The sequence below is a fragment of the Microvirga sp. 2YAF29 genome (assembly GCF_052114605.1).
Taxonomy (GTDB): Bacteria; Pseudomonadota; Alphaproteobacteria; order Rhizobiales; family Beijerinckiaceae; genus Microvirga.
The window spans coordinates 146,665-169,866 of record NZ_JBFRFB010000004.1; the positions used below are offsets into that span (position 1 = coordinate 146,665).

Consider the following 23,202-nt stretch of genomic DNA (forward strand, 5'->3'; position numbering starts at 1 on the left):
CCCTCCGAAGCTAAGGCATGCGGCAAGTGCCTGTTTTATGGGCACAATTCTCCCTCCATTGACCTTGCCATCGGATCCCTTAGCCTCCTTTCCTCAATATGGGAGATCGAACGATGCGACATGGATGGCGTGTTATTGCCTTTGCCGCGTTATCATTGCTGACGGCGCAAGGCTCCGCTTGGGCGCAAGGGATGACCCTGCGCGTCGGGCATTTTCCCAACATCACCCATGTGCAGGCGCTTGTGGCGCGCGCCATGGAGCGGCAGGGCCGGAACTGGTTCGCCGAGCGGCTCGGGCCTGACGTGAAGATCGAGTGGTATGTCTACAATGCGGGTCCGAGCGCCATGGAGGCGATCTTCGCCAAGTCGCTCGACCTCACCTATGTAGGCCCCAACCCCGCGCTCAATGCCTATGCGCGATCACGCGGCGATGAGGTGCGCGTGATCGCAGGCGCCGTGAATGGCGGTTCCGCGCTCGTGGTGCAGGGCGATTCGACATTGACGAAGCCCGCCGACTTCAAGGGCAAGCGCATCGCCACGCCGCAATTCGGCAACACGCAGGATGTCGCGGCGCGCGCATGGCTCGTCGCAGGCGGATTGCGCATCACGCAGACGGGCGGCGACGCGCATGTGCTGCCGACCAGCAATCCCGATCAGCTGTCTCTGTTCAAGACCAGGCAGATCGATGCGGTGTGGACCGTCGAGCCCTGGGTATCGCGGCTTGAATCGGAATCCGGCGGCAAGGTTCTCGTGGAGGAGAAGAACGCCATCACCACGGTGCTCGTGTCGAGCGCCGCCTTCCTGAAGGACTACAGGGACATGGCCAAGCGCTTCGTGACGGCGCATCGTGAATTGACCGAATGGATTCAGAAAAATCCGGAGGAGGCGCAGCGTCTCGCGCGGGAAGAGTTGCAGGCGTCGTTCAAGCTCGGCATGCCGGCCGAGCTCGTGGCGCGCGCCTGGACGCGCATGACGATCACGCCCGACACGACGCTCGCCGCATTCCAATCCTTCGTGAAGAGCGCGCAGGCCGTGGGCTTCCTGCGGGACACGCCTGACCTGTCGCGCATGATCGAGGCGCCTTGATGGAGGCGGCCCCCAACGCCACCCTCGCCGCCCCCAAGGCCAAGCTCATCATCGAGGGCGTCACCAAGTGGTTCAGCCCGACGCGCACCGTGGTGCAGGCCCTGGACAATGTCTCGCTCACCGTCGCGGAGGGAGAGTTCCTGTGCCTGATCGGCCCCAGCGGATGCGGCAAGTCCACCCTCCTCGACATCATTGCGGGGCTGACGAAGCCCGATGACGGGCGCGTTCTCGCGGACGGAGAGGTCGTGAACGGCCCCGGCCGGCAGCGCCTCGTGATGTTCCAGGAATCCGCCCTGTTCCCGTGGCTCGATGCTTTCGGCAACGTGATGTTCGGATTGAAACTGCGCCCCGATCTCACCAACAAGCAGCGCCGCGAGATTGCGGACCATTATCTCGAACTCGTGGGTCTCGCGAAGTTCAAGCATGCGCATGTGCACGAATTATCGGGCGGCATGAAGCAGCGCGTAGCGCTCGCCCGCGCGCTGGCGCCCGACCCGCAGGTGCTGCTGATGGACGAGCCCTTCGCCGCGCTCGATGCGCTGACGCGCGATCAGCTCTACGACGACATTCAGCGGATCTGGATGGAAAGCCGCAAGACCATTGTGTTCGTGACGCACAACGTGCGCGAGGCGGTGTGCTTAGGGGACCGGGTGGTGCTGATGTCTCCGTCGCCGGGACGCATTTCGCAGGTATTCCGGATCGATCTGCCGCGCCCGCGCGACATCAACTCTCCGGAGCTCGCGAGCTACACATCGGAGGTCGCGGCTGCCCTCAAGGGCATCTATCGAGGAGCGGTCTCCGAATGAAACGCACCATTGTCGCCCTCCTGTTCTTCGCGGGCATTGCCCTCGTATGGGAGCTGGCCGTCCGCAGCGGCCGCTGGTCCGCCGTTTTGCTGCCCTCACCGATTTTGGTCGGCGAATACATCTGGGCAGCGCTCATGGACGGCACGCTCATCGAATCCACCTGGGTCACACTCAAGCGCCTGCTCGTCGGCTACATCGCGGGCGTGATCATCGGCCTGCCGCTCGGGCTTCTCACCAGCACATCGCAGATTCTCGAAGACACTATCGGATCCCTGGCGCTCGGACTCCAGACGCTGCCGAGCGTGTGCTGGGTGCCGCTGGCGCTCATCTGGTTCGGGCAGACGGAAGGAGCGATGCTGTTCGTGGTCATCATGGGCACCGTGTGGTCGGTGATCATCGCCACCGACCACGGCGCGCGCAACATTCCGCCGATCTATGCCAAGGCCGCGCGCACCATGGGTTCGAAAGGTTTTCACAAATGGACGCGAGTGATCCTGCCCGCATCATTGCCGTTTCTCGTGAGCGGCATGAAGCAGGGCTGGGCCTTCGCGTGGCGCTCGCTGATGGCGGCGGAAATCTACGTCACCATCCTCACCGGCTTCGGCCTCGGCCACCTGCTCCATTACGGACGCGAACTCAATGCGATGGAGCAGGTGATCGGCATCATGATTGTGATCGTGGTGATCGGCCTTCTGGTCGATCGCCTGCTGTTCTCACCGTGGGAGCGGTTCCTTCACAGCCGCTGGGGCACGAACCTCAAAGAGACTTAAGGCTCCCGCTTCAGCGAACCCGCCGGCGCGGCGGCGCTCGTGCCCGGAGCGGTGCCACCCGGCTGGAGCGGCGTTGAAAGACCCGAGGGCGCGCGCGGCGGATTGGCGGAGGAGAACCAGTTATCGCCCGAGTCTTCGCCGCCTGTGCCGGTGGCTGTCGTCTCGCGCATCCCGGAAGCGCCCGGTCGGTTGCGGCTCATCGACCCTTGCGACGTGCGGCTCATGCGATCATCCACCACGCCCGCCTTGAGCGGGAACGGCCGCTCGGGGCGACGGGAAACGCGATGCAGAGGACGGTTGGACCGGGAAGAGGAGCCGTGGCGGCTCATGCTCCAGGCGACAGCCGCTCCACCCACCGCGAGAAGACCGGCGAGAACGCCGAAGGCCATCCCCGTCGGCATGCCGTAGCGGCTCGGCATCATGGCCTCGGGCAGATGCCAGCGGCTTGCCTCGTAGGATGCGATCTTCTCGCGCTCATAGGCACGGCGGATCTTGTCGGCCTCGCGCGGAGGAAGGATGCCGTGCGCCATGACCAGGATGCCGTTCTCCTCCAGCGTGAAGGCATGGCGGATGATGCCGGTGAGATCCTTGAAGTCCAGCGACCAGCGGCGGCCGTTCTTGTCGGGTTGCGCGGCGAGCGCATCGAGACGCCGGCGGATGTCATGATGTTCGTGATCGATCTCCGAGAGATAGGATTCCGTGCGCCCGTCATGGGCCAGCGCAGGATAGAGCACGTTCTGCTCCGCTCTCAGGTGCCGGTCGAGTTCGAGCTCGAAATCGGCAAAAAGCTCGGCACGGCTGTTGGGGCCGCTGGGACTGGCCCGCAGCACCTCACGGCAGAGCTCTTCGATGTTCGCGTGGTCCGACAGCACCATCTGCCAAAGATTCATGGTGGCCTCCTCTTGAGATCGCTTCACCAGAACGGCTTTCGAGGGAGTGCTGTTCCGAACTTCACCTATTTGCGCATGTCCACACTCATGCCATGGAATTGTGCGATGCTCGATCCGGTGCCGAAGATTAGGATTTTTGTTTGCAATTATCGGCTAAGACCATACCCGGCATGCCGCATCGCATTGTAATCTTGTACGGATTCTCAGAAGTGGTATTCCGTTCGCAGACCCCAGAACACCCCGCGATGGATCGACCATGACCTCCTCGACACAGCCGCTGCCAGCCTCCTCTTCCATCATTCCCGAAGGCCTGCCCACCTATGACGACGTGCTCACGGCGGCCTGGCGCATCGCGGACGTGGCCCATCGCACGCCGGTGCTGACCTCGCGGACCGCCGATGAACGCACGGGCGCGAAGCTGTTCTTCAAGGCGGAAAATCTTCAGCGCGGCGGCGCCTTCAAATTCCGGGGGGCCTACAATGCCATCTCGCGCCTTTCTCCCGAAGCGAGGAAGCGCGGCGTAGTGGCGTTCTCGTCGGGCAACCACGCCCAGGCGCTTGCCTATGCGGGCCGGCTCCAGGGCGTGCCTGCCGTCGTCATCATGCCCAACGACGCGCCCGCCATGAAGGTGGCCGCCACCAGAGGCTATGGCGCCGAGGTGGTCAGCTTCGACCGCTACACCGAGGACCGCGATGCCATCGCGCGCAGGCTCTCCGAGGAGCGTGGCCTCACGCTGATCCCGCCTTACGACCATGACGACGTGATCGCGGGCCAGGGCACCGCCGTGAAGGAGCTGATCGACGAAGTAGGTCCCCTCGACATGCTGTTCGTCCCGGTCGGCGGCGGCGGGTTGATCGCGGGCTCGGCGCTCGTGGCCCAGGCCCTCTCGCCGGAATGTCTCGTCTACGGCGTGGAACCGGAAGCGGGCAATGACGGCCAGCAATCCTTCCGAGCCGGCTCCATCGTGCGCATTCCCGTGCCGAAGACCATCGCCGACGGCGCGCAGACCACCTATCTCGGCGAAAAGACTTTCCCCATCATCCGCGCGCTGGTGCACGACATGGTCACGGTGAGCGATGCGATGCTGGTGGACACCATGCGCTTCTTCGCCGAACGCATGAAGATCGTCGTCGAACCCACCGGCTGCCTCGCGGCGGCAGCGGTGCTTCAGGGCGCCGTGCCCTGCCAGGGCAAACGCATCGGCATCGTCATCAGCGGCGGCAACGTAGACCCGAGGGCTTTTGCGAAGTTCATGGCGGAGTGATCGGATCAGACCCCGTCCGCAGCACCATCGCGCGGCCGTCGTGATCGCCGGTCGTCAGTTCCGGATTATCCGTAATCGCATTGTCGAGATCGACGGCACTATCGGCTTTGTAAGTCGTGCCGCGGCTCATCCGCTCCGTGAAATCGTCTCGCGCCTGTTTGAATGAGCCGAAGCGGTGGCCCGGCCAGCGGAACGGGTCCACCACCTCGCGGCTGAAGGCTGCGGTGAACAGGAAACCGTTTTCGAATTGATGCGGGCCGAAGATGCGGCCGTGATTGTTGCTGATCTCGAACACCTCGTTGGAAAAGGCATCGTCCCAGCCTTGAGGCAGCTGCGCGTAAAGCTCACCGGCGATGAGACCCTGATACCCGGCTGAGTGCCCGAGGCGGATCGCATAGCCCGCATGGGCTGCCGCCGCGATGAGCCGCGCCTTAGCCTGGGCGGCATTGGCCGCCGTCGCATCGACAATGAGGACGTTGATGGGCTCACGCAGATGGCGGCCCTGATAGATTTCCCCCAACCAATCGGAGGGCACACCCTGCGCCGTGAGCATCCATTTGCCGATGGTGGGCAGACCGGGCGGCGACGCCGATTGCTCCGCGTCCTGGGCCTGCGCGGCCGGCACAGCTAGAAAGGTGCAGAACAGCAGGAGCGAGCGGACCGCGCTCATGACTGCCCCTGCGGAGCGAAGAAGCAGATGATCGCCCTGGTAACGGGCTCCTCGCAGAGGTGGAATTTGATGTCCGGAGATGGCTTCGCGTATTCGCGGCCGATGAAGCGGCCGTCCCAGAGGCGAAAGCCGTCCTCCGTTTCCGTGACGTCCTCTCCCCTCAGCAATTCCCGGCAATCGTGATCGCTGCAGCACCACGCCGGATACCAGCTATGGGCCCGTGCTTGCGAGGCGGCGAAAGAGAGAGCCGCGGCCACGATGATCCATGTCCTTCCTGAGGCCATGCAGGACAAGCCTTTCCCGAGAGCGCCTTTAAGGGTAGCTTGTTCTTGATTGTTGTGCACGCCCAGGGCGTCGTCCAGCCGTCAGGCTTGGATTGGCTGCGGAATTTTTGCCGCCCCCGCCCGAACATCCAGGGCGCGCCTCGATATTCTCGCGAGGCGCCCAAGCATGGAAAGGAAGCGGATGTGACAGCCAAGAAGTCAGAAGACGATCTTGTCGATGCCGGCTCGGAATATTCCTTCCCGGCCAGCGACCCACCCTCCTACATGGGCGGCACCCTGGTCGCGGGCCCGCCGGCTCGTGACGGAATGCCTCCGCGCGAGCCGGTGGGTCATGAATTGATCGCCGCCGACGATGCAAAGCCTGCGAAGGATACGCTCCAGGAGACCGATCCGGCGCGGGTCGCCAAGGCTCCTGGCCAGCCGGTCAATGGCGGCAATGATCCGTAAGGATCACGCGGGTTCCGCGCCATCCTTCGATTGCAGATAGGGCTCGACCTTGCCCTTGAGCTTGATCGTCATGGCGTTGCCGAAGCGGTCCTTGGCATTGCCGGCGGTCACGCGGACCCAGCCTTCGCTGACGCAATATTCGTCCACATTGGTCTTCTCGACCCCGTTGAAGCGGATGCCAACGCCCTTGGCGAGCAGCGCCTCGTCGTAGTGGGGGCTGTTCGGGTTCGTGGACAGGCGGTCGGGCAACGTGTCGGCCATGCGAGAGATCTCCGTTCGAAGCAAAATCGGGCGCAACCTAGCCTCTCCCGGCCCCGATGCCAATTCGGGAAGCGACAGGACCCGTGACAATGTTCGCTTGCGCCCTAGTTTCTTTGCGGCATACCTTGAAAAACAAGGATTTTCGAGGAAAACGAGCAGGCGGAGGGAGGGGAACATGGCGAGTGAGACCGAAGGGATTCACACCGATTTTTCGGAAGGCATGAGCTATGGCGATTACCTCCAGCTCGACACCCTCCTCTCCGCCCAGGTCCCCGTTACGGGAGAGCACGACGAGCTTCTCTTCATCACCATCCATCAGGTGATGGAGCTGTGGCTCAAGCTTCTCAACAGGGAACTCGACACCGCCCTCGACCATATCCGCGCAGACCAGCTGCAACCTGCGTTCAAATGCACTGCCCGCATCAACCGCATTCAGGAACAGCTCATCCAGGCATGGACGGTGCTCTCCACCATGACGCCCTCGGATTACCTGCGCTTCCGGCCGTCGCTGGGCAAGTCTTCCGGCTTCCAGTCCTGGCAGTACCGCCTCGTCGAGTTCAAGCTCGGCGCGAAGGACGCGGTGAAGATGGCGCCGCACCAGCATCGCGGCGATCTCGCGGCGCAGTTGGACGCCGCCTATCGCGCACCGAGCCTCTACGACGAGGCTTTGCGCCTGCTGGCGCGACGCGGCTATCCGGTGCCGGCGGAGGTGCTGACCCGCGACGTCACGCAAGCATATGCGGCGCATCCCGGCGTCGAGTCCGTGTGGGAGGAAATCTATCGTCACTCCAACCAGCATTTCGATCTCTACGAGCTCGCGGAAGAGCTGGTGGATCTGGAAGATGCGTTCCAGCAATGGCGCTTCCGCCACATGAAGACCGTGGAGCGCATCATCGGCATGCGCACCGGCACCGGCGGCAGCACCGGCGTCAGCTACCTGCGCAAGGCGCTCGAGCATTATTTCTTCCCCGAACTCTGGTCCGTGCGCGGCAAGCTTTGAAGGCTGTGACATGCTCGATTTGCGTTCTCATTTCTCACGCTTTCTCAACGCCGAACCGGAGCGTCTGCACTTCGCCGCGCATAGCCACCATCCTTGGCCGGATGTGACGCGCGAGGCCCATATGCAGGCTTGGGACGACGCGGCGAGATTGATCGACGACAAATGGGAGCACATGCTCGGCCCCGTTCTCGACGAGTTTCGTGCGCATGTGGCAGGCCATCTCAACCTGCCCGATCCCGGCACCATCGCAATTGCGCCGAACACGCACGAATTTCTCAAGCGAATTCTCTCGTGTTTCCCGGCCGACCGCCCGATCCGCATTCTCACGTCGGACGGCGAGTTTCACTCCTTCAGCCGCCAGATCGCGCGGCTGGAAGAAGACGGATCGGTCGCGGTGACGCGCGTTCCGGTGGAGCCGCTCATCAGCTTCGAAGACCGCCTGATGGCGGCATCAATGGACGAGTTCGATCTCGTCTTCATCAGCCAGGTCTTCTTCAATTCGGGTTTCGCCACGGATGTGCGCAAACTCGTGGAAGCGGCGCGCGGCAATGCCATGGTGGTGATCGACGGCTATCACGGATTCATGGCCCGTCCCACGGATCTCGGCCCCGTCGCGGAGCGCGCGTTCTACATCGCGGGCGGCTACAAATACGCCATGGCGGGCGAAGGCGCGTGCTTCATGCATTGTCCGCCGGGATGGGGTCCTCGCCCGCGAGACACCGGCTGGTACGCGGCCTTCGGCAATCTCACGAACGCGCAAGACGGCGGCGTGGGATACAGCGAAGACGGCTGGCGCTTCATGGGCGCGACCTTCGATCCATCCGGTCTCTACCGTTTCAACGCGGTGATGCGCTGGCTTCGCGACGAGGGCATCTCGCCCGCCATCGTTCACACGCATGCCATGGCTTTGCAGCAACATTTTTTGCTGCGCGCCGCCGATCGGGGTGTCTTCCGTCAAGCTCGCCTCGTGGTGCCGCAGGACGAGGTGCGGCGCGGGAACTTCCTGACGTTCGAAACACCGCAAGCGCACGGTCTCTACGCCGAACTTCAGCGGCAACATGTTGTGACCGATGTGAGAGGCCACCGATTGCGGATCGGCTTCGGCCTCTATCAGAGCGTCGAGGAAGTGGACGAGCTTGTTCGCCGCATGGAGAGCGGCTCAGCTGTCGCCGCCTGACCTGGTAAGCAGGAACCTTCCCTCCGCCCCTGGCGTTTCACCGTAACGCTACCCTTTTGGGTGCGTTTGAACGCAAGGAGACTTCCGATGCGTCGTATTCTGATAGGCACCCTGACAATTACAGCTCTCGCATTCGGAGCCAGCGCCATGGCTCAAACACCCGTGCCCGGTGCCAGCGGCTCGCAGGTGACGAACCCCAAAGTCTACCGCAACTATGCCGAGAAGGAGCATCAGCAGTCCATGCTGCAGCAGCAGCGGAAGCTGGGCCTGACGACCGGCAGCGTCGCAAAGCCTCACGCGAAGAAGAAACACCACACCATGCATCATTGAATGCAAGGGATGGATATCTACTCTTATGAGAAAAGGCTCCGGATCAACCGGAGCCCCTTACGCGGTGTGCTCTTATGCGTGGGCTGCCATTATCGCCCAACAGACTCCATTCCCGCGGCGGCATAACGCGTGCCGGCGGCCGCGCCGATCGGCATGATGCGATCAACGCGCTCTAGGTCCTCACGAGTAAGCCTGACGTCGAGAGCGCCCACATTCTCCTCAAGGTATTTGCGGCGCTTCGTACCAGGGATCGGAACAATATCATCGCCCTGCGCCAGGACCCATGCCAGAGCGAATTGCGACGGTGTGCAGCCCTTTTCGCGTGCCATAGTTTCGATCTCGCCTACGAGGTCGAGGTTCTTTTGGAAGTTCTCGCCTTGAAAGCGTGGAGAATTGCGACGGAAATCGTCGGCTGCGAGATCGTCGATGCTCTTGATCTGCCCCGTCAGAAAGCCGCGGCCAAGTGGAGAATATGGCACGAAGCCGATGCCGAGCTCGCGTACTGTGTTGAAAAGCTCTCCTTCCGGATCACGGCTCCAGAGAGAATACTCTGTCTGTAGAGCAGCAATAGGATGAACCGCATGCGCGCGGCGGATGGTCTGAGGTGCGGCTTCCGACAAGCCGAGGTAACGCACCTTGCCCTCCCGCACGAGTTCCGCCATCGCGCCGATCGTATCCTCAATGGGCGTATCGGGATCAACCCGGTGCTGGTAATAGAGATCGATCACATCGACCTTCAGGCGCCTGAGGCTCGCCTCGCAGGCCTGGCGCACGTAATCCGGTTTGCCGCTGATGCCGAGGCGTTCTCCGTTGGGGCCGCGCACATTGCCGAACTTGGTTGCCAGAACGACCTTGTCGCGCCGATCAGAAATCGCCCGCCCCACAAGCTCCTCATTTCGGCCCACGCCGTACATATCGGCCGTATCGAGAAACGTGACGCCCAGCTCAATGGCCCGGTGGATCGTAGCGATCGACTCCGTTTCATCGCCATCGCCGTAGAATTCCGACATTCCCATGCAACCGAGACCAAGAGCGGATACTTGCAAGGGACCAAGCCGACGCTGCTGCATAGCAATCTCCAGAGGTTCGAGGGATGCAGCGGGGTTAATTAGGCAGCACAACTGGAGATGCAACCAATGGCCTGATCAGAAAGCCGTCTCTGTCAGGATCAGAATGGCTCCGACCGTAATCAGCGCCAAAGCAGGCCAATGTGTTCGCAGACTGAAAGCCTTGACGGAATCTGGGGGCTCTAGGCTCTCGCTCGCTCCCGTCGGTCCCATACGCCTTGGGACACTCAGGCGGCCCTGTCCCAGGGCCTGCGCCACGCCATAAAGCACGCCCGCAATGACGAGGATGACGCCGATCCATGTGAGGATCATCTGCGAGGACATGACGGCCCTCCCCAGTTGCCAAGGTAGGCAGGATAGCACGGATCAGATGCTTCACCCAAAAGCCGTTAGGCCACCTGCCCGGTACACCATCCCGACGACCAGGCCCATTGGAAATTGTAGCCGCCAAGCCAGCCGGTCACGTCCACCACCTCGCCGATGAAGTAGAGGTCGGGCACGGCCTTCGCTTCCATCGTTCTGGAATCGAGTTCCCTCGTATCGACGCCGCCGAGCGTGACCTCGGCCGTGCGGTAGCCTTCCGTTCCCGCAGGCTTGAAGCGCCAGTTCTTCACCGCCTCCTCCACCTTACGCAAATGCTTGTCCGAATGATCGGCGAGATTGGCCGGTCCTTTCTCGTTCTCCGCGATCATCTGCGCGAGGCGCTTGGGGAGAAGGTTGGACAAGGCGGTCTGCAAAGCCTGCCGGCCGTTTTCCTTGCGCGCTGCGCGCAGCTCCTCGAACACATCGACGCCCGGCAGCATGGCGACAGTGATCTCGTCGCCCTCGCGCCAGTAGGAGGAGATCTGCAGCATGGCCGGGCCGCTCAAGCCGCGATGGGTGAAGAGCATCGCTTCCTGGAATTTCGTCTTAGCCCGGCCCACTACCGCATCCACCGCGATCCCTGAGAGCGGGTTGAGCCGCTCCAGCATCAAGGGGTCGAGCGTGAAAGGCACGAGCGCGGGACGCGTCTCGACAAGCTTGAGACCGAATTGCTGCGCGAGATCGTAGCCGAAACCTGTCGCGCCCATTTTCGGAATCGACTTTCCGCCCGAGGCCACCACGAGCGAGCGGCACTGAACGGTGCCTTGCGACAGGCGCAGCTGAAATCCCTCCGCGTTCTTCTCGACCTGCTCGACGGATGTGCCCAGGCGCAACACAACGCCCGCCTGCTTCATCTGGTCGAGCATCATGTCCACCACCTGCCGCGAGGAGCCGTCGCAGAAGAGCTGGCCGAGGGTCTTCTCGTGATAGGCGATGCCATATCTTTCGATGAGCGCAATAAAGTCGCGTTGGGTGTAGCGCTTGAGAGCCGAGATGCAGAAGCCGGGATTTTGTGAGATGTAATTAGCAGGCGCCGCATGAAGGTTGGTGAAGTTGCACCGCCCTCCCCCGGAAATGCGGATCTTCTCGCCGGGCTTGGCCGCGTGGTCGAGGATCAGCACCGAGCGCCCGCGCTTGCCGGCCTCGGCCGCGCACATCATGCCGGCGGCCCCGGCGCCGATGACCACAACGTCGAAAGTATCCAAGAGGTGAATTCCCGAATTGATGCCCTGCGCGGCTCAGCGCAGTAAGTTCGGGTGTTGAAAGCCCAAAGCGCGACGGATCGCAAGTCCGATCACGTCCGGCAATGGCGAAGCTTCGCTTTCCTTTACGGCAATCCTGGATCTGGTTCAGAACACGTGGAAATCGCTGAGAACGAGCTTTGCCTTGTTGGTCAGTATGGCGATCTTGATCTGCGCGGATGCCCCTGTGCCGTCCGCGTCGTAGAAGAGGTTGCCCGTTGCCTTGTCGTAGACAATGCGATCCTCCCGATCCTCTGCCCGTTTGCCGAGATGGAAGGCATCGGCCTTCAGCCTGCCGTTCCCGCCTATCCTCGTGAAGACGGCATTATCGAGCCAGAAGGCATCATCCACCGATTTGAAATCGACGACCTTGTCCACGTTGGTCCTGGCGTTTGCCTTCGTGTCGAAAGCGAAGATGTCCTTGCCCGCTCCGCCCGCCAGGGTATCCGCCAGCAATCCGCCATAGAGCTTGTCGTTGCCGGCACCGCCCCTGAGCACGTCTTTTCCATCAAAACCGTAGAGTGAGTTTCGTCCGGCATTTCCGGTCAGGGCCTGGTCGGCCTCGTTCCCGATCAGGTTCAATGAAAAGCTGCCATCCGCGATCATCGCTTCGATGCTCGATCCTGCCGCAAGCGTAAATCCGGTCGCTGTTCTGACGGTATCGAATCCAGCACCGGCGAATTCGAAGATCTGATCCTCCGCGCCAACAACGTAGACGTCATCCCCGGCTCCGCCCGTCAGCGTGTCCGGGCCGCCCGAGCCATCGAGCACATTGGCGCCGGCATTACCGGTCAGATTATTGGCAAGCTCGTTTCCGGTAAGGCTCAAGGGTGCGATCCCCGCATCGGAGGTGGTCCGCAGGTGCTCAATGGCTTGGCCTGCGCCAAGGGCGAAGCTGACGCTGGTCAGAACGGTATCGATCCCGCCACCCACCGCTTCCAGCACCACATCCCCGGCATTGTCGACCCGATAGGTGTCGTTACCGTCATGGCCAATCATCCGGTCCGCGCCGCTTTTGCCGTCGAGCGTGTCAGGGCCGTTGCTGCCCCGGAGGATATCGTTGCCGATATTGCCGTTGATGAAGAAGATGGGCGCGCTGTAATCATTCGTTGTTTTAGAAAGAAGGATGTCGGGTGTGAAGCTTGCCAACGAGCTCACCTGCACCGAGCTTTGCCCGGTCAGCGAGAACTGAACGCGGGCCACGGTCTGAAAACCGTTGCTTGCATCCAAAAGGGTCATTCCGGTGACATTCCCGCCGACATCGAACACTCCAGCCGGGATAGTCGCCAGCGCGAAATTCGTGCCGAAAAACTGGGCCTGATAGGCTTGCGGGCCTACAACCCCATCGACGATGACCTGATAGGCGATACCACCCGAGGTCGGACCGTAAGCCGCCCCATACACCTTGATGGGCGCTGCGCTTCCGGGAAAGATAAACTTGGTGTCGAGACCGTTTGGATCGTCGATGGTGATCGTGAAGGTAGACATGGCAAACGCTCCCTATGGGATCGCCGAAAGCCCCGCCTGCCCCTCTTATTCTCAGCGGCCCCGCTCTTTCACCACGTGAGATCGCGTCGGACGTCATGGAGAGACTTGGCATCATAGCAAGTGACCAGGCCCATGTGGCGACGCTATTGGGAGGTATCGGCGTGGCGACGGGCTTTGGATCTTCGTTTTCGTTCTATCGAAAACGTGCGAGCGCCTGCCGGATCGATGCTCTTGTACTACGGCATTGCCAGTCGCAGACGATGTCGATCGAGGTCTGCCCTTGATGCTATTTCTGGGGCATAGAAAGCACTCAAGATGGGACAGTGGAGAGCCTGCTCTTCGCTGTCTTGCCGAAGTTCGGTCTACTTCCGGCTCGACCCAACAGTGGTCATTTCAGCCCTCTAACCCACTCTCCCAACACCCGTCTGATCGCCCGTTCCGGCGGCTCCTCGCGCGTGAAGGCCCACCACGTATGCGCGCCTTGCCAGAGGCTCGCCATCTGCCATCCGAGGCGTTTGCCTCGCGCCCGATCCTTTGAAAGGCGGCGCCCGAGAGCTTCGGCCAAGCGATGGCCCCATGCCGCACCTCGGCTGCGCAGGATGGGATTGCGGAGGTCTTCCCTCAAGAGCAGCAGGCCGCTGCTGGCATCCCGTTCCGCGGTTTCGGGCGGCATTAGTCGCAGCAGCAGGCTGATCGCGCCTTCAGGCGTCGGCGTCTCCTCCGCGTCCGCTGCCTCGGTCTCCGCGTCCAGTCGGTCCCAAGCGCGCAAGAGAATAGCCTGAACCAACGCCTCGCGATCCCCGTAGCGCTGGACCAACGTCGCCGGCGAGAGACCGCAGCTTTTTGCGGCGAAGGCGAAGGTGAGGCCGCCGGGCCCGCTCTCCATGAGCGCTTCGAAGAGAGTGTCAAGCACCTGCTCATCAGGGATTGTCTTGGGTCTTGCCATGGAAATATATAAACGTACATTTATTTAATAATCAAGGGAGACTACCATGGCTAAGATCCTGGGTTACATTGCCGCCAGTCTTGATGGGCAGATCGCCACCGAGGACGACAAGCTCGACTGGTTGTTCAAGTACGACGGCATGAACCTCGGCGAGCACGACTATCGCACGTTCCTAAAGCGCATGAGCACCGTGGTGATGGGGCGCGGCACGTACGATTTCCTAGCAGGGGATCCCTCGCCCTGGGCCTACGGGGACAAGCGCGTGATCGTCGTCACATCGCGGACAATCGACGACCCGAAGGGTCCACTGGAAATCCGCAGCGACGTCGATGCGCTGATCCACGAACTTCGTGGGCTAGACGACGGGGACGTCTGGATTCTGGGCGGCGGGCAGTTGCAGATGGCCTTCCTCGAGCGCGGCGCACTGGATGAGATCGAGATCTACGTCATTCCGGAAATGCTAGGCGGCGGCCGGCCGCTCTTTCCGCTCACCGGCTTTCGCGCGAGCCCGACGCTCATCAGCGCTCAGGCGATCGACAAGGGCTGCGTGCGGCTGCACTATCGGTTCTAGCGCAATCCGGCCGACGCGCCGGAAGCGGTTTGAACTCCCTTGTGAAGCGTAAGTACGTCTCACGGTTCGCAGGAGAGAGATCACAGACCGTTAGCTCGCTCAAATATCATGATAAATCGGTCATAAATTCAGCCACATACAAAATCGTTGGTGGTTTTTTGCGGCCTAATGCCGGATCGATTGCTGGCATCCGCATGCGGGTGTAAGATTCAACCTTGCAGCCGCGCGTCTGAAGCGACGGGTTGCGCATTCGCTCTCAAGACACGCGAGCTTCCTCTGTTCACAGGAGGCTATGCCATGTCGATTTCACCGACACTGGAAAAGTATCTGGCCGACCGGGGCATCAGCTACGACCTGGTCCCCCACGAGCCAACCATGTCATCACTCAAGTCAGCCCAGGCCGGGCATGTGCCAACCGACAGCGTGGCCAAGGGCATCATGCTCAGCGATGGGCAGAACTACATGCTCGCCGTTCTGCCTGCATCGCATCACCTGCGCCTGGCCGATCTCAGGGAAGAACTCGGACATGAGATGCACCTCGCCAGCGAGGACGAGGTGGGAGAAGTGTTCCGGGATTGCGAGTTCGGCGCCATTCCGCCCATCGGTTCCTGCTATGGCCTGAACGTCATCATCGACGACAGTCTCGCGCAAAAAGCGGATCTGTATTTCGAAGGCGGCGATCACACGACGCTGATTCACCTCAAGGGCACCGACTTCGCGCAGCTCAATGCGAAGGCCCAGCATGGGACGTTCAGCGAGCGGATGTAAGCGAATGATGCCGCCGGTCACATTCCAGTCAGGCCGGCGGCACCGCATCTCGGCGGTTATCGAAAAGCGTGTTAGGGACCGGGCCTCCTCTCGCGGAAACTCTCGTCCCTCATGCCGCATCTGCTCGAATATGGTGGTCTCTTCGCCGCGGCCTTTCTCTCGGCCACCATCTTCCCGTTCCAGTCGGAAGCAGTCTTGTTCGCCATGCTCGTGGCCGACCATTACACTTGGTGGGCGCTGATTGCGGTGGCGAGCCTCGGCAATATTCTCGGCTCCATCGTCAATTGGTACCTGGGCCGCTTCTTGGCACGCTTCGAGGGACGCCGCTGGTTCCCCGTCAGCAAAGCACAAGTCGAGAGGGCGGAGGGCTGGTACCGGCGCTACGGGCGCTGGACGCTGCTGTTGAGCTGGACGCCGATCATCGGCGATCCACTCACCGTCGTGGCGGGCGTGCTGCGCGAGCCGCTTCCCGTCTTCATCCTGCTCGTCGCGATTGCCAAGACTGGGCGCTATCTCGCAGTAGGCGCCCTGAGTCTCGGGTGGATTTGACTAGGGTCCCTGGTAGCTTGCCCACAGCTCCTCAAGGTGGCTCGGCTCCAGGACCTCACCGGATGCGGTGCGGATTACCGCATGCATGCCGGCAGGGGCATCGTTGTTCATGGCCCAGTGCACAGCCTCGCGCAGCGTCTTGAACTCCGTGATATCGCTCGGGGCGGCGGGCCCGCCCTTCTGCGCTCCCATGGTCTCGAACTGGAGATGAGCAGGGGCATCCCAATCGGTTTCCGGCACCATGATGTTTCCGCCCTGATGGTTGAACCTGACCGGGACAACGCGCGGCAGAATGGGCCGTTTCAGCTTGGCCTTAGAGCATCGTGCGCAAAAGTGGGCCCGGTTTTGCACGCGAACGATGCTCTCACTCAAAGAGAAAGCATCGAATTCATCCCAAAAGAGCAAGTCCACTTTTGGGTCCGATACCTTATGCTCAAGCCGATGCCTCCTTGTGCTCGTCCCGTGCCGCCTCCCACACTTCCAGCGCCGCATCGGCGTTCATGGCCGCAATGGCGAGGCCGACGATCAGGTCCGGCCAGGCGGACAGGGTCGCGGCGGTGACGAGACCTGCCGCCACGATCGCAATATTGGCGATGACGTCGTTGCGTGCCGAGAGAAACGCCGCCCGGGTCAGGCTGCCTCTGTGATGCCGGTAGTGGGTGAGCAGCAAGGCGCAGGTGGCATTCACCGCAAGCGCCCCGGCCCCGGCCAGCGTCAGGGGAAGCGGGGCCGGAGGAACGGGTTCCATGAACTTGTCCCAGGCCGTCCAGAGGGTCGCGAGGCTCGGGATCAGCAGGATTCCCGCTAGCACCATGCCCACCCGTGCCCGCATGAGAGGGGTGAAGCCCAGGGCCAGGAGGATGAGGAGATTGACCGAGGCATCCTCGAGGAAATCGATGCTGTCCGCGAAGAGCGAGACGGAGCCGATGGCCAGAGCCACCGCGAATTCCACCCCGAAATAGCCGAGATTCAAGACGGCCACGATCGCGACGATCCGGCGCAGCCCCTGTTCGGAAGCGTCTGGGGACATGATGTTCGGGAACCCTCCACCACGGTTGTTGGCGCCGGATCGCTTTTGATCGAAAGCGGCTCGGTGCGCAATGTCCTTGCGGCACGGCAGGGTGAACGGGAAGGAATGGCAATTTTTCTTGCAACTTCCGCAATTTCGGTTGAACAAGACGTCAACGATTACGAGGAAACCCATGCCAGCCTATCGCTCTCGCACCACCACCCACGGCCGCAACATGGCGGGCGCCCGCGGCCTTTGGCGCGCCACGGGCATGAAGGATTCCGACTTCGGCAAGCCGATCATCGCCGTGGTCAACTCCTTCACCCAGTTCGTGCCGGGCCATGTCCACCTCAAGGATCTGGGCCAGCTGGTAGCCAGGGAGATCGAGCAGGCGGGCGGTGTCGCCAAGGAATTCAACACCATCGCGGTGGATGACGGCATCGCCATGGGCCATGACGGCATGCTCTATTCCCTGCCCTCGCGGGAGCTGATCGCGGATTCCGTCGAGTACATGGTCAATGCCCATTGCGCGGACGCCATGGTCTGCATCTCCAACTGCGACAAGATCACCCCCGGCATGCTGATGGCCGCCATGCGCCTCAACATCCCGGTCGTGTTCGTCTCCGGCGGGCCGATGGAAGCGGGCAAGGTCATCCTCAATGGCGTGACGAAGAAGCTCGACCTGGTGGACGCCATGGTCGCCGCCGCCGACGAGAACATCGCCGACGAGGACATCAAGGTCATCGAGCGCTCGGCCTGCCCCACCTGCGGCTCGTGCTCGGGCATGTTCACCGCCAATTCCATGAACTGCCTCACCGAGGCTTTGGGCCTGTCGCTCCCCGGCAACGGCTCGACGCTCGCGACCCATGCCGACCGCAAGCGCCTCTTCGTGGAAGCCGGCCACCTGATCGTCGATCTCGCGCGCCGCTATTACGAGCAGGACGACGAGAGCGTGTTGCCGCGCTCCATCGCCAGCTTCGCCGCCTTCGAGAACGCCATGACGCTCGATATCGCCATGGGCGGTTCGAGCAACACGGTGCTGCACCTGCTGGCCGCCGCGAGCGAGGCCGAGGTGAACTTCACCATGAACGACATCGACCGTCTGTCGCGCCGCGTGCCGGTGCTGTGCAAGGTCGCGCCCGCCATCGCCAACGTCCACATGGAAGACGTGCACCGCGCCGGCGGCATCATGGGCATTCTCGGTGAGCTCGACCGCGCGGGCCTGCTCGACACCTCGGTTCCCATGGTCCATGCCGCGACCATGAAGGACGCGCTCGACCGCTGGGACGTGAAGCGCAGCAAGAGCCAGTCCGTGCACGAGTTCTTCTCGGCAGCCCCCGGCGGCGTGCCGACCCAGGTGGCCTTCAGCCAGTCGAGCCGCTACGACAGCGTGGACACGGATCGCGAAGGCGGCGTCATTCGCGATGCGGAGCATGCTTTCTCGAAGGATGGCGGCCTCGCCGTTCTCTTCGGCAACCTCGCGCTGGACGGCTGCATCGTGAAGACGGCGGGCGTGGACGAGAGCATTCTGAAGTTCTCGGGCCCTGCCATCGTGTTCGAGAGCCAGGACGCGGCGGTGGACGGTATTCTCAACGGCAAGGTCAAGGCCGGTGACGTGGTCGTCATCCGCTACGAGGGTCCGCGCGGCGGCCCCGGCATGCAGGAAATGCTCTACCCGACCAGCTACCTGAAGTCGAAGGGCCTGGGCAAAGCCTGCGCGCTGATCACCGACGGCCGCTTCTCCGGCGGCACATCGGGCCTCTCCATCGGCCACGCCTCGCCGGAAGCGGCCGAGGGCGGCACCATCGGCCTGGTGCAGGACGGCGACCGGATCGAGATCGACATTCCGAACCGCACCATCAACCTCGCCGTGGACGATGCCGAGCTGGCCCAGCGCCGCGAGGCGCAGGAAGCCAAGGGCTGGCAGCCTGCCCAGCCGCGCAAGCGCAAGATTTCTGCGGCGCTCAAGGCCTACGCCCTGCTCGCCACCAGCGCCGCCAAGGGCGCCGTGCGGCAGATCTGAGTTGATCCTGAATTGCACGTAAGATTTTTGGAGGGCGCAGGCGAAACCCTGCGCTCTTTTCATTTTGTGATCTGCCTTAAAATCGCTCTGCCCATAAGCATCCTGGCACTGGCTGATGCTTTCAAATGCCCTGATCCATATAAAATGATTGACGAACACTATTGCATGGATTCCAGTCGGGAAATTCCAGATTGGTCGAGGACCCTGATGCGCTTTTTCCTTTTCGCCACCTTGCTTGCCAGCCTGTCGGCTCCCGCTCTCGCTCAGGACGCTGGCAACAGCAAAGCCTTGCAGCTCCGCGTCCGCCCCTCCGGCTTCGAGCCCGCCCCCAGTGAGACCCAACAGCGGCAGGAGCGGCTGCTCAAGCGCATGGAGCAGAGCGACCACATGGTCCGCTCGATCTGCGTGAATTGCGGCGACTCCTGGAAGCACCAGATCTACGCCCCCTTCAATCCCTATGCGTCACTTGCGCCCTCTGCCCGGCCCTCCGTGTCCGCGGAAGACTGAAGTTTAAGAAAAACAAGAGCTTTCGCAGCCGGGAATCACCCCACTCTAGGCCGGACGCGCTATTGAGCCATGCAACGACCCCTTGTATATCTGAGGGGACGCAAGGCGAACTTGCGCGAGCCCATCGAATGATGGAAGCCGCCGGTGGGTGGCGGGGGGCCCTTTCATGGCGTGGACATATCTCGTGCTGGGCGGTCTTTTGGAGATCGTCTGGACCATCGGCCTGATCGTCGCCGATACCCTCGGCCTCAAACGCGCTCCCATGTGAGAAGCAACGACGGCCGATGATCTCCAGCGCGACCAAATCCCAATCCTCGGCCCGATGGCTCAAACTCTTCGTCGCGGTGGTGTGCTTCGTCATCGTCGGCCTGGAGGCCTGGCGCGATTGGGGCGAACGCGACGAGGAATACCGCCGTGTCTCGGCCGAGACGCAGAACCTCGCCAAGTCTCTCGCCCAGCATGCGGAGGACACCTTCAATCTCGCCGATGCCATCGTGGTGGACATGGTGGACCGGGTGGAGCGCGAGGGCGCAACGGCGCAGACCATCGCGCGCATGGACAGTTTCCTCGCCGAGCGCATCCAGACTCTGCAATCGCTGAAGTCGCTCTCGATCTACGGGGAGGATGGATTCATCCTCAGCTCCTCGCTGCCCGGGCACAGCAACAAGATCAACAGGAACCAGGAAACGTTCTTCCTGCACCATCAGAGATCGCCCGACCGCCGATGGTTCTTCGGCCCCATCATTCGCGACCCGCTCGGCGGCGACTGGGTGATGACCATGTCGCGGCGCATCAACAAGCAGGACGGCTCGTTCGGCGGCGTGGTTCTGGCCAGCATCCCGCCCCGCTATTTTGCGAATTTCTTCAGCCGCCTCGACCTGGGCTCGCAAGGCGCGGTGGTTCTGTTCAACTCCATCGACGGCTCCATCCTTGCGCGCTATCCCTATGTCGACAGCGTGGTCGGCGTGCGGCAATCGAGAGCGCCGTGGATCGGCAGCGGCGTGCCGAGCGGCACCTACATCTATCAATCGCCGATCGATGGCATAACGCGCCTGAGCGGCTATCAGAAGAACCACGTCTACCCGGTGACCCTGCTCACCGCCGTGAGCGAGGATCAGGCTCTTGCGCGTTGGTCCCATGAACTCCAGTCACGCATTCTAGGCGTCACGTTCCTCGTGGCGATCATCGGCATTCTCGGCTGGCGGCTTGTAGGCGAACTCCAGCGGCGCGAGCAGATGGAAGCGGAGCTCGCGATTCTCGCCACCACGGACGGGCTGACAGGCCTCGCCAACCGCCGCGCCTTCGACCGGCAGCTCGAAACCGAATGGCTCCGCGCATCCCGCGACGGCACGGCTCTCTCGCTTCTTCTCATCGACGTGGATCAGTTCAAGGCCTTCAACGACGTCTACGGACACCAAGCCGGCGACGAATGCCTGCGCAATATCGCCAAGATCCTGTCGGAAAACGTCAATCGGCCGGGCGACCTCGTGGCGCGCTATGGCGGCGAGGAAATCGTCGTGCTCCTGCCCGATACCGCGGAAGCAGGCGCGGCGGCGGTCGCGGAAAGCCTGCGCCGGAATGTCGAGACCGCGAAGCTTCGCCACGATGCGAACCCGCCTAACTTCATTCTCACGATAAGCATCGGCAGCGTCACCCGCTCGCCCGCGCGCGAACGCTCGCGCATGATCCCGGCAGATCTCATAAGCCTCGCCGACAAGGCGCTCTACCGCGCCAAGCAAAGCGGCCGCAACTGCGTCGCGACCGCGAAGGCGGCTTGAACCCGCCTCGTCAGAAGACGAAGAAGTCGGATGCTGAGACGGCTTTCTTCGCGCCGATATTGGCGAAGATCACCTGACCGCCCGCCTTGTCGCCGTTGGAATCGTACCACACGTCGCCCGTCTTCTTGTTGACGCCGATATAATCGTCCTTGTCCTTCGCCTTGTCACTGATCGTGAAATGCTTGCTCTTCAGCTTGCTCTTCGGCAGCTTCTTGAAGATCGCCTTGTCGAGCCGGATCGTGTCGTCGCGGGAACTCCAGGTCTCGATCTTGTCCTTGTTCGCGCGGGCATGCGGCTTGGTGTCGAACACGAACACGTCCTTCCCCGCGCCGCCGATGAGCACATCGTTGCCGAGGCCGCCTGCCATCGTATCGTGGCCCGCCCCGCCGTTCAGGACGTCCTTGCCCACGCCGCCCACGAGAACATCATTCCTAGGGCTTCCGACAGCATGCTCGGGACTGACGTCTTCCACAATGATCGTGAAGTCGCGGCGATAGGTGAGACCGCTGCCGCCCTGGTCACGCACGGCGACCGAGATCGTGTGGGAGCCCGCCTGCTCATGATCGAGCTGCACGCCATCTGCAACGACGATGGACCTGCCATCGGCACCGAGCGCGAACCGGCCGGCGGCGTCATTCGTCAGGGTGAAGACGAAGGTATCGCCGGGATTCGGATCGTCGGCAGAAAGCACACCGACCACGGTTCCCGCAACGGACGCTTCCTTCACGCCGACCCTGCTGAGAGTGATGTTCTCCGGCGGCGCATTGGTATGAGTGCCGCTCCCATCCTTGATCGTCTTGATCCCCTGCCGGAAGAGTTGCGCCCGCTGCACACTGGTGAAGGCGTGGCCTTGCAATGTGACAGTCGTCGCAACGCCAGATGCAGCCCGCGCCAGTAGAGCCGTTCCCAGGTCGTCGAAGATCAGGTGCGCATCCACCTGTGCGGAGATGGCCTCGATACCTACGATCGTTTTCCCGCGCAGATCGTAGTCGCCGGCTTGCATCAGCCGCAAATCGTCATATCCCGATCCGCCCTGGATCGTGGTGAAGCCGGCGAGCCGCGCGGCATTCGTCATGATGACGTCGTTACCGATCCCTCCCCGCAGGATTTCGAATCCGGCCAGACGCACCGGCAGGCGAAGATCCACGATGCCGTCCACCTGCAACGTGTCGGTGCCGCCGCCCGCATCGATGGAATCGCCCGCACCGATTTCCAGGCCGCTCGCTTGGAAGGTCTCATCCTCTGCGGTGCCTGTCAGCGTGTCGTCATCGCTCGTGAAAAAGAATAAGTCGTCAGGAGCGACGGTGAGGTCGATTGTGGATTCATGGTAGTTCCCGCCATCGTCCTCCACATAGACAAAGATCTTGTCACGGATGACTGGCGCATCATCGACAAGGACATTTTTATAGGCGACAGCCTTGATGATGCGGGCGACCAACGCGGGCGTTGCACCGTCGAGGAACTCGATGTCGAGCAACCATTGATCCGACCAATGGGTGATCATGCCGACTTCAATTCCATCGACCGAGATCACACTGTCAGTTTCCATGCCGGCTCCAAGCGTAACGCCATCGGCCTCCCGGATCTCCAGGCTCGAATGCGTCAATCCATAACTGCTCTGCAGACCGATCTGCATATAGAAGAGATCGTTGTCGGCATCGGCGATCTCGACGTCTCCCCCAGCATCGATCAGGACGCTTCCACCGGCAGATGTGCGGATTCTGTCTCCCTGAAGCCCGGTCACCACGGGAGCCGCGCCAGCCGTTGCGATGGAGTTCACCTCCATGGCCGAATGCGGAGTGAGGCGGGTTCTGGACATCGTGAAACACCCTGTGTTGAGCTTGCGGCGATCGAACAGGACGATGTTTAGACTCTATGAAACGCAGTTACAAGTTGCATTGCAACTTA

Annotated in this window: 27 protein-coding genes; 14 read left to right on the plus strand and 13 right to left on the minus strand. The window is 62.1% G+C overall.

The genetic code is table 11. The features are described from left to right. Nucleotides 1–191: 191 nt before the first annotated feature. Genes AB4Y85_RS07035 through AB4Y85_RS07045 form a run of 3 tightly spaced genes read left to right on the plus strand, consistent with a single transcriptional unit; the run spans nucleotide 192 to nucleotide 2,661 of the window. The gene (locus AB4Y85_RS07035; protein WP_441984162.1) at nucleotides 192–1,085 is read left to right on the plus strand and encodes an ABC transporter substrate-binding protein; all 894 of its coding nucleotides are present in this window, start codon (nucleotides 192–194) and stop codon (nucleotides 1,083–1,085) included. Next, a complete protein-coding gene (locus AB4Y85_RS07040; protein ID WP_441984335.1) occupies nucleotides 1,085–1,891 on the plus strand; it encodes an ABC transporter ATP-binding protein in 807 nt (268 codons plus the stop codon). Before AB4Y85_RS07035 ends, AB4Y85_RS07040 begins: the two co-directional genes overlap by 1 nt. Then, nucleotides 1,888–2,661 (plus strand): ABC transporter permease, encoded by a 774-nt coding sequence (locus tag AB4Y85_RS07045; RefSeq protein WP_441984163.1) that lies wholly within the window; start codon nucleotides 1,888–1,890, stop codon nucleotides 2,659–2,661. The genes AB4Y85_RS07040 and AB4Y85_RS07045 overlap by 4 nt, the downstream gene beginning before the upstream one ends. Here the strand turns inward: AB4Y85_RS07045 and AB4Y85_RS07050 are convergent. After that, nucleotides 2,658–3,551 (minus strand): hemerythrin domain-containing protein, encoded by an 894-nt coding sequence (locus AB4Y85_RS07050; RefSeq protein ID WP_441984164.1) that lies wholly within the window; start codon nucleotides 3,549–3,551, stop codon nucleotides 2,658–2,660. The two genes, AB4Y85_RS07045 and AB4Y85_RS07050, sit on opposite strands and share 4 nt — an antisense overlap. Before the next feature lie 256 nt (nucleotides 3,552–3,807). Here AB4Y85_RS07050 and AB4Y85_RS07055 point away from each other — a divergent pair, with 256 nt between their 5' ends. After that, entirely contained in the window at nucleotides 3,808–4,815 is a 1,008-nt protein-coding gene (locus AB4Y85_RS07055; RefSeq protein WP_441984165.1) for a threo-3-hydroxy-L-aspartate ammonia-lyase, read from the plus strand. On the opposite strand, the gene AB4Y85_RS07060 is transcribed toward AB4Y85_RS07055, so the two are convergent. Beyond that, nucleotides 4,802–5,485 (minus strand): hypothetical protein, encoded by a 684-nt coding sequence (locus AB4Y85_RS07060; RefSeq protein WP_441984166.1) that lies wholly within the window; start codon nucleotides 5,483–5,485, stop codon nucleotides 4,802–4,804. The genes AB4Y85_RS07055 and AB4Y85_RS07060 overlap by 14 nt on opposite strands. Further along, entirely contained in the window at nucleotides 5,482–5,769 is a 288-nt protein-coding gene (locus AB4Y85_RS07065) for a hypothetical protein (RefSeq protein ID WP_441984167.1), read from the minus strand. The genes AB4Y85_RS07060 and AB4Y85_RS07065 overlap by 4 nt, the downstream gene beginning before the upstream one ends. A 183-nt stretch (nucleotides 5,770–5,952) precedes the next feature. Between AB4Y85_RS07065 and AB4Y85_RS07070 the strand changes: the two genes are divergently transcribed. Then, complete coding sequence (locus tag AB4Y85_RS07070; RefSeq protein ID WP_441984168.1) at nucleotides 5,953–6,216, plus strand: hypothetical protein; 264 nt, start codon at nucleotides 5,953–5,955, stop codon at nucleotides 6,214–6,216. Nucleotides 6,217–6,219: 3 nt separating this feature from the next. Here AB4Y85_RS07070 and AB4Y85_RS07075 read toward each other — a convergent pair whose 3' ends face one another. After that, complete coding sequence (locus AB4Y85_RS07075) at nucleotides 6,220–6,477, minus strand: DUF3297 family protein (RefSeq protein ID WP_441984169.1); 258 nt, start codon at nucleotides 6,475–6,477, stop codon at nucleotides 6,220–6,222. 175 nt (nucleotides 6,478–6,652) lie between these two features. Between AB4Y85_RS07075 and kynA the strand changes: the two genes are divergently transcribed. From kynA to AB4Y85_RS07090, 3 genes are all read left to right on the plus strand, one after another. Beyond that, nucleotides 6,653–7,477 (plus strand): tryptophan 2,3-dioxygenase, encoded by an 825-nt coding sequence (kynA, locus tag AB4Y85_RS07080; protein WP_441984170.1) that lies wholly within the window; start codon nucleotides 6,653–6,655, stop codon nucleotides 7,475–7,477. Between the two features lie 10 nt (nucleotides 7,478–7,487). Further along, on the plus strand, nucleotides 7,488–8,654 hold the full coding sequence (locus AB4Y85_RS07085; RefSeq protein WP_441984171.1) for an aminotransferase class V-fold PLP-dependent enzyme: 1,167 nt from the start codon (nucleotides 7,488–7,490) through the stop codon (nucleotides 8,652–8,654). A gap of 87 nt (nucleotides 8,655–8,741) precedes the next feature. Beyond that, the gene (locus AB4Y85_RS07090) at nucleotides 8,742–8,984 is read left to right on the plus strand and encodes a hypothetical protein (protein ID WP_441984172.1); all 243 of its coding nucleotides are present in this window, start codon (nucleotides 8,742–8,744) and stop codon (nucleotides 8,982–8,984) included. 89 nt (nucleotides 8,985–9,073) lie between these two features. Here the strand turns inward: AB4Y85_RS07090 and AB4Y85_RS07095 are convergent, their stop codons facing one another. The 5 genes from AB4Y85_RS07095 to AB4Y85_RS07115 form a co-directional block, all read right to left on the minus strand. Further along, nucleotides 9,074–10,054 carry an aldo/keto reductase gene (locus AB4Y85_RS07095; protein ID WP_441984173.1) on the minus strand — a complete coding sequence of 327 codons (981 nt, stop codon included), beginning with the start codon at nucleotides 10,052–10,054 and terminating at the stop codon, nucleotides 9,074–9,076. Between the two features lie 75 nt (nucleotides 10,055–10,129). Next, the gene (locus AB4Y85_RS07100; protein ID WP_441984174.1) at nucleotides 10,130–10,375 is read right to left on the minus strand and encodes a hypothetical protein; all 246 of its coding nucleotides are present in this window, start codon (nucleotides 10,373–10,375) and stop codon (nucleotides 10,130–10,132) included. A 65-nt stretch (nucleotides 10,376–10,440) separates the two neighbouring features. Further along, nucleotides 10,441–11,619, minus strand: a complete 1,179-nt coding sequence (locus tag AB4Y85_RS07105) for an NAD(P)/FAD-dependent oxidoreductase (RefSeq protein ID WP_441984175.1) — start codon at nucleotides 11,617–11,619, stop codon at nucleotides 10,441–10,443. Between the two features lie 144 nt (nucleotides 11,620–11,763). Next, nucleotides 11,764–13,143: a calcium-binding protein gene (locus AB4Y85_RS07110; protein WP_441984176.1), complete on the minus strand. Its 1,380-nt coding sequence runs from the start codon at nucleotides 13,141–13,143 to the stop codon at nucleotides 11,764–11,766. Nucleotides 13,144–13,531: 388 nt separating this feature from the next. Further along, complete coding sequence (locus tag AB4Y85_RS07115; RefSeq protein ID WP_441984177.1) at nucleotides 13,532–14,089, minus strand: TetR/AcrR family transcriptional regulator; 558 nt, start codon at nucleotides 14,087–14,089, stop codon at nucleotides 13,532–13,534. Between the two features lie 46 nt (nucleotides 14,090–14,135). On the opposite strand from AB4Y85_RS07115, the gene AB4Y85_RS07120 reads away from it, so the two are divergent. Next, complete coding sequence (locus tag AB4Y85_RS07120; RefSeq protein ID WP_441984178.1) at nucleotides 14,136–14,660, plus strand: dihydrofolate reductase family protein; 525 nt, start codon at nucleotides 14,136–14,138, stop codon at nucleotides 14,658–14,660. A gap of 106 nt (nucleotides 14,661–14,766) precedes the next feature. Here the strand turns inward: AB4Y85_RS07120 and AB4Y85_RS07125 are convergent, their stop codons facing one another. Next, nucleotides 14,767–14,910, minus strand: coding sequence for a hypothetical protein (locus AB4Y85_RS07125; protein WP_441984179.1), 144 nt, complete (start codon nucleotides 14,908–14,910; stop codon nucleotides 14,767–14,769). A gap of 47 nt (nucleotides 14,911–14,957) precedes the next feature. Here AB4Y85_RS07125 and AB4Y85_RS07130 point away from each other — a divergent pair, with 47 nt between their 5' ends. Both AB4Y85_RS07130 and AB4Y85_RS07135 read left to right on the plus strand, forming a co-directional pair. Beyond that, nucleotides 14,958–15,428: an aminoacyl-tRNA deacylase gene (locus tag AB4Y85_RS07130; RefSeq protein WP_441984180.1), complete on the plus strand. Its 471-nt coding sequence runs from the start codon at nucleotides 14,958–14,960 to the stop codon at nucleotides 15,426–15,428. Nucleotides 15,429–15,539: 111 nt separating this feature from the next. Beyond that, the gene (locus AB4Y85_RS07135; RefSeq protein ID WP_441984181.1) at nucleotides 15,540–15,977 is read left to right on the plus strand and encodes a YqaA family protein; all 438 of its coding nucleotides are present in this window, start codon (nucleotides 15,540–15,542) and stop codon (nucleotides 15,975–15,977) included. Here AB4Y85_RS07135 and AB4Y85_RS07140 read toward each other — a convergent pair whose 3' ends face one another. Next, entirely contained in the window at nucleotides 15,978–16,220 is a 243-nt protein-coding gene (locus AB4Y85_RS07140; RefSeq protein WP_441984182.1) for a hypothetical protein, read from the minus strand. It abuts the gene before it with no gap. A 190-nt stretch (nucleotides 16,221–16,410) separates the two neighbouring features. Beyond that, nucleotides 16,411–17,007, minus strand: coding sequence for a cation transporter (locus tag AB4Y85_RS07145; RefSeq protein WP_441984183.1), 597 nt, complete (start codon nucleotides 17,005–17,007; stop codon nucleotides 16,411–16,413). 172 nt (nucleotides 17,008–17,179) lie between these two features. On the opposite strand from AB4Y85_RS07145, the gene ilvD reads away from it, so the two are divergent. The 3 genes from ilvD to AB4Y85_RS07160 all read left to right on the plus strand — a co-directional run bounded on the left by ilvD (nucleotide 17,180) and on the right by AB4Y85_RS07160 (nucleotide 21,294). Beyond that, the gene (gene ilvD, locus AB4Y85_RS07150; protein WP_441984184.1) at nucleotides 17,180–19,009 is read left to right on the plus strand and encodes a dihydroxy-acid dehydratase; all 1,830 of its coding nucleotides are present in this window, start codon (nucleotides 17,180–17,182) and stop codon (nucleotides 19,007–19,009) included. Between the two features lie 207 nt (nucleotides 19,010–19,216). After that, nucleotides 19,217–19,516: a hypothetical protein gene (locus AB4Y85_RS07155; RefSeq protein WP_441984185.1), complete on the plus strand. Its 300-nt coding sequence runs from the start codon at nucleotides 19,217–19,219 to the stop codon at nucleotides 19,514–19,516. A 284-nt stretch (nucleotides 19,517–19,800) separates the two neighbouring features. Beyond that, the gene (locus AB4Y85_RS07160; RefSeq protein ID WP_441984186.1) at nucleotides 19,801–21,294 is read left to right on the plus strand and encodes a sensor domain-containing diguanylate cyclase; all 1,494 of its coding nucleotides are present in this window, start codon (nucleotides 19,801–19,803) and stop codon (nucleotides 21,292–21,294) included. Between the two features lie 10 nt (nucleotides 21,295–21,304). Here AB4Y85_RS07160 and AB4Y85_RS07165 read toward each other — a convergent pair whose 3' ends face one another. Next, nucleotides 21,305–23,113, minus strand: coding sequence for a hypothetical protein (locus AB4Y85_RS07165; RefSeq protein ID WP_441984187.1), 1,809 nt, complete (start codon nucleotides 23,111–23,113; stop codon nucleotides 21,305–21,307). Between the last annotated feature and the right edge of the window lie 89 nt (nucleotides 23,114–23,202).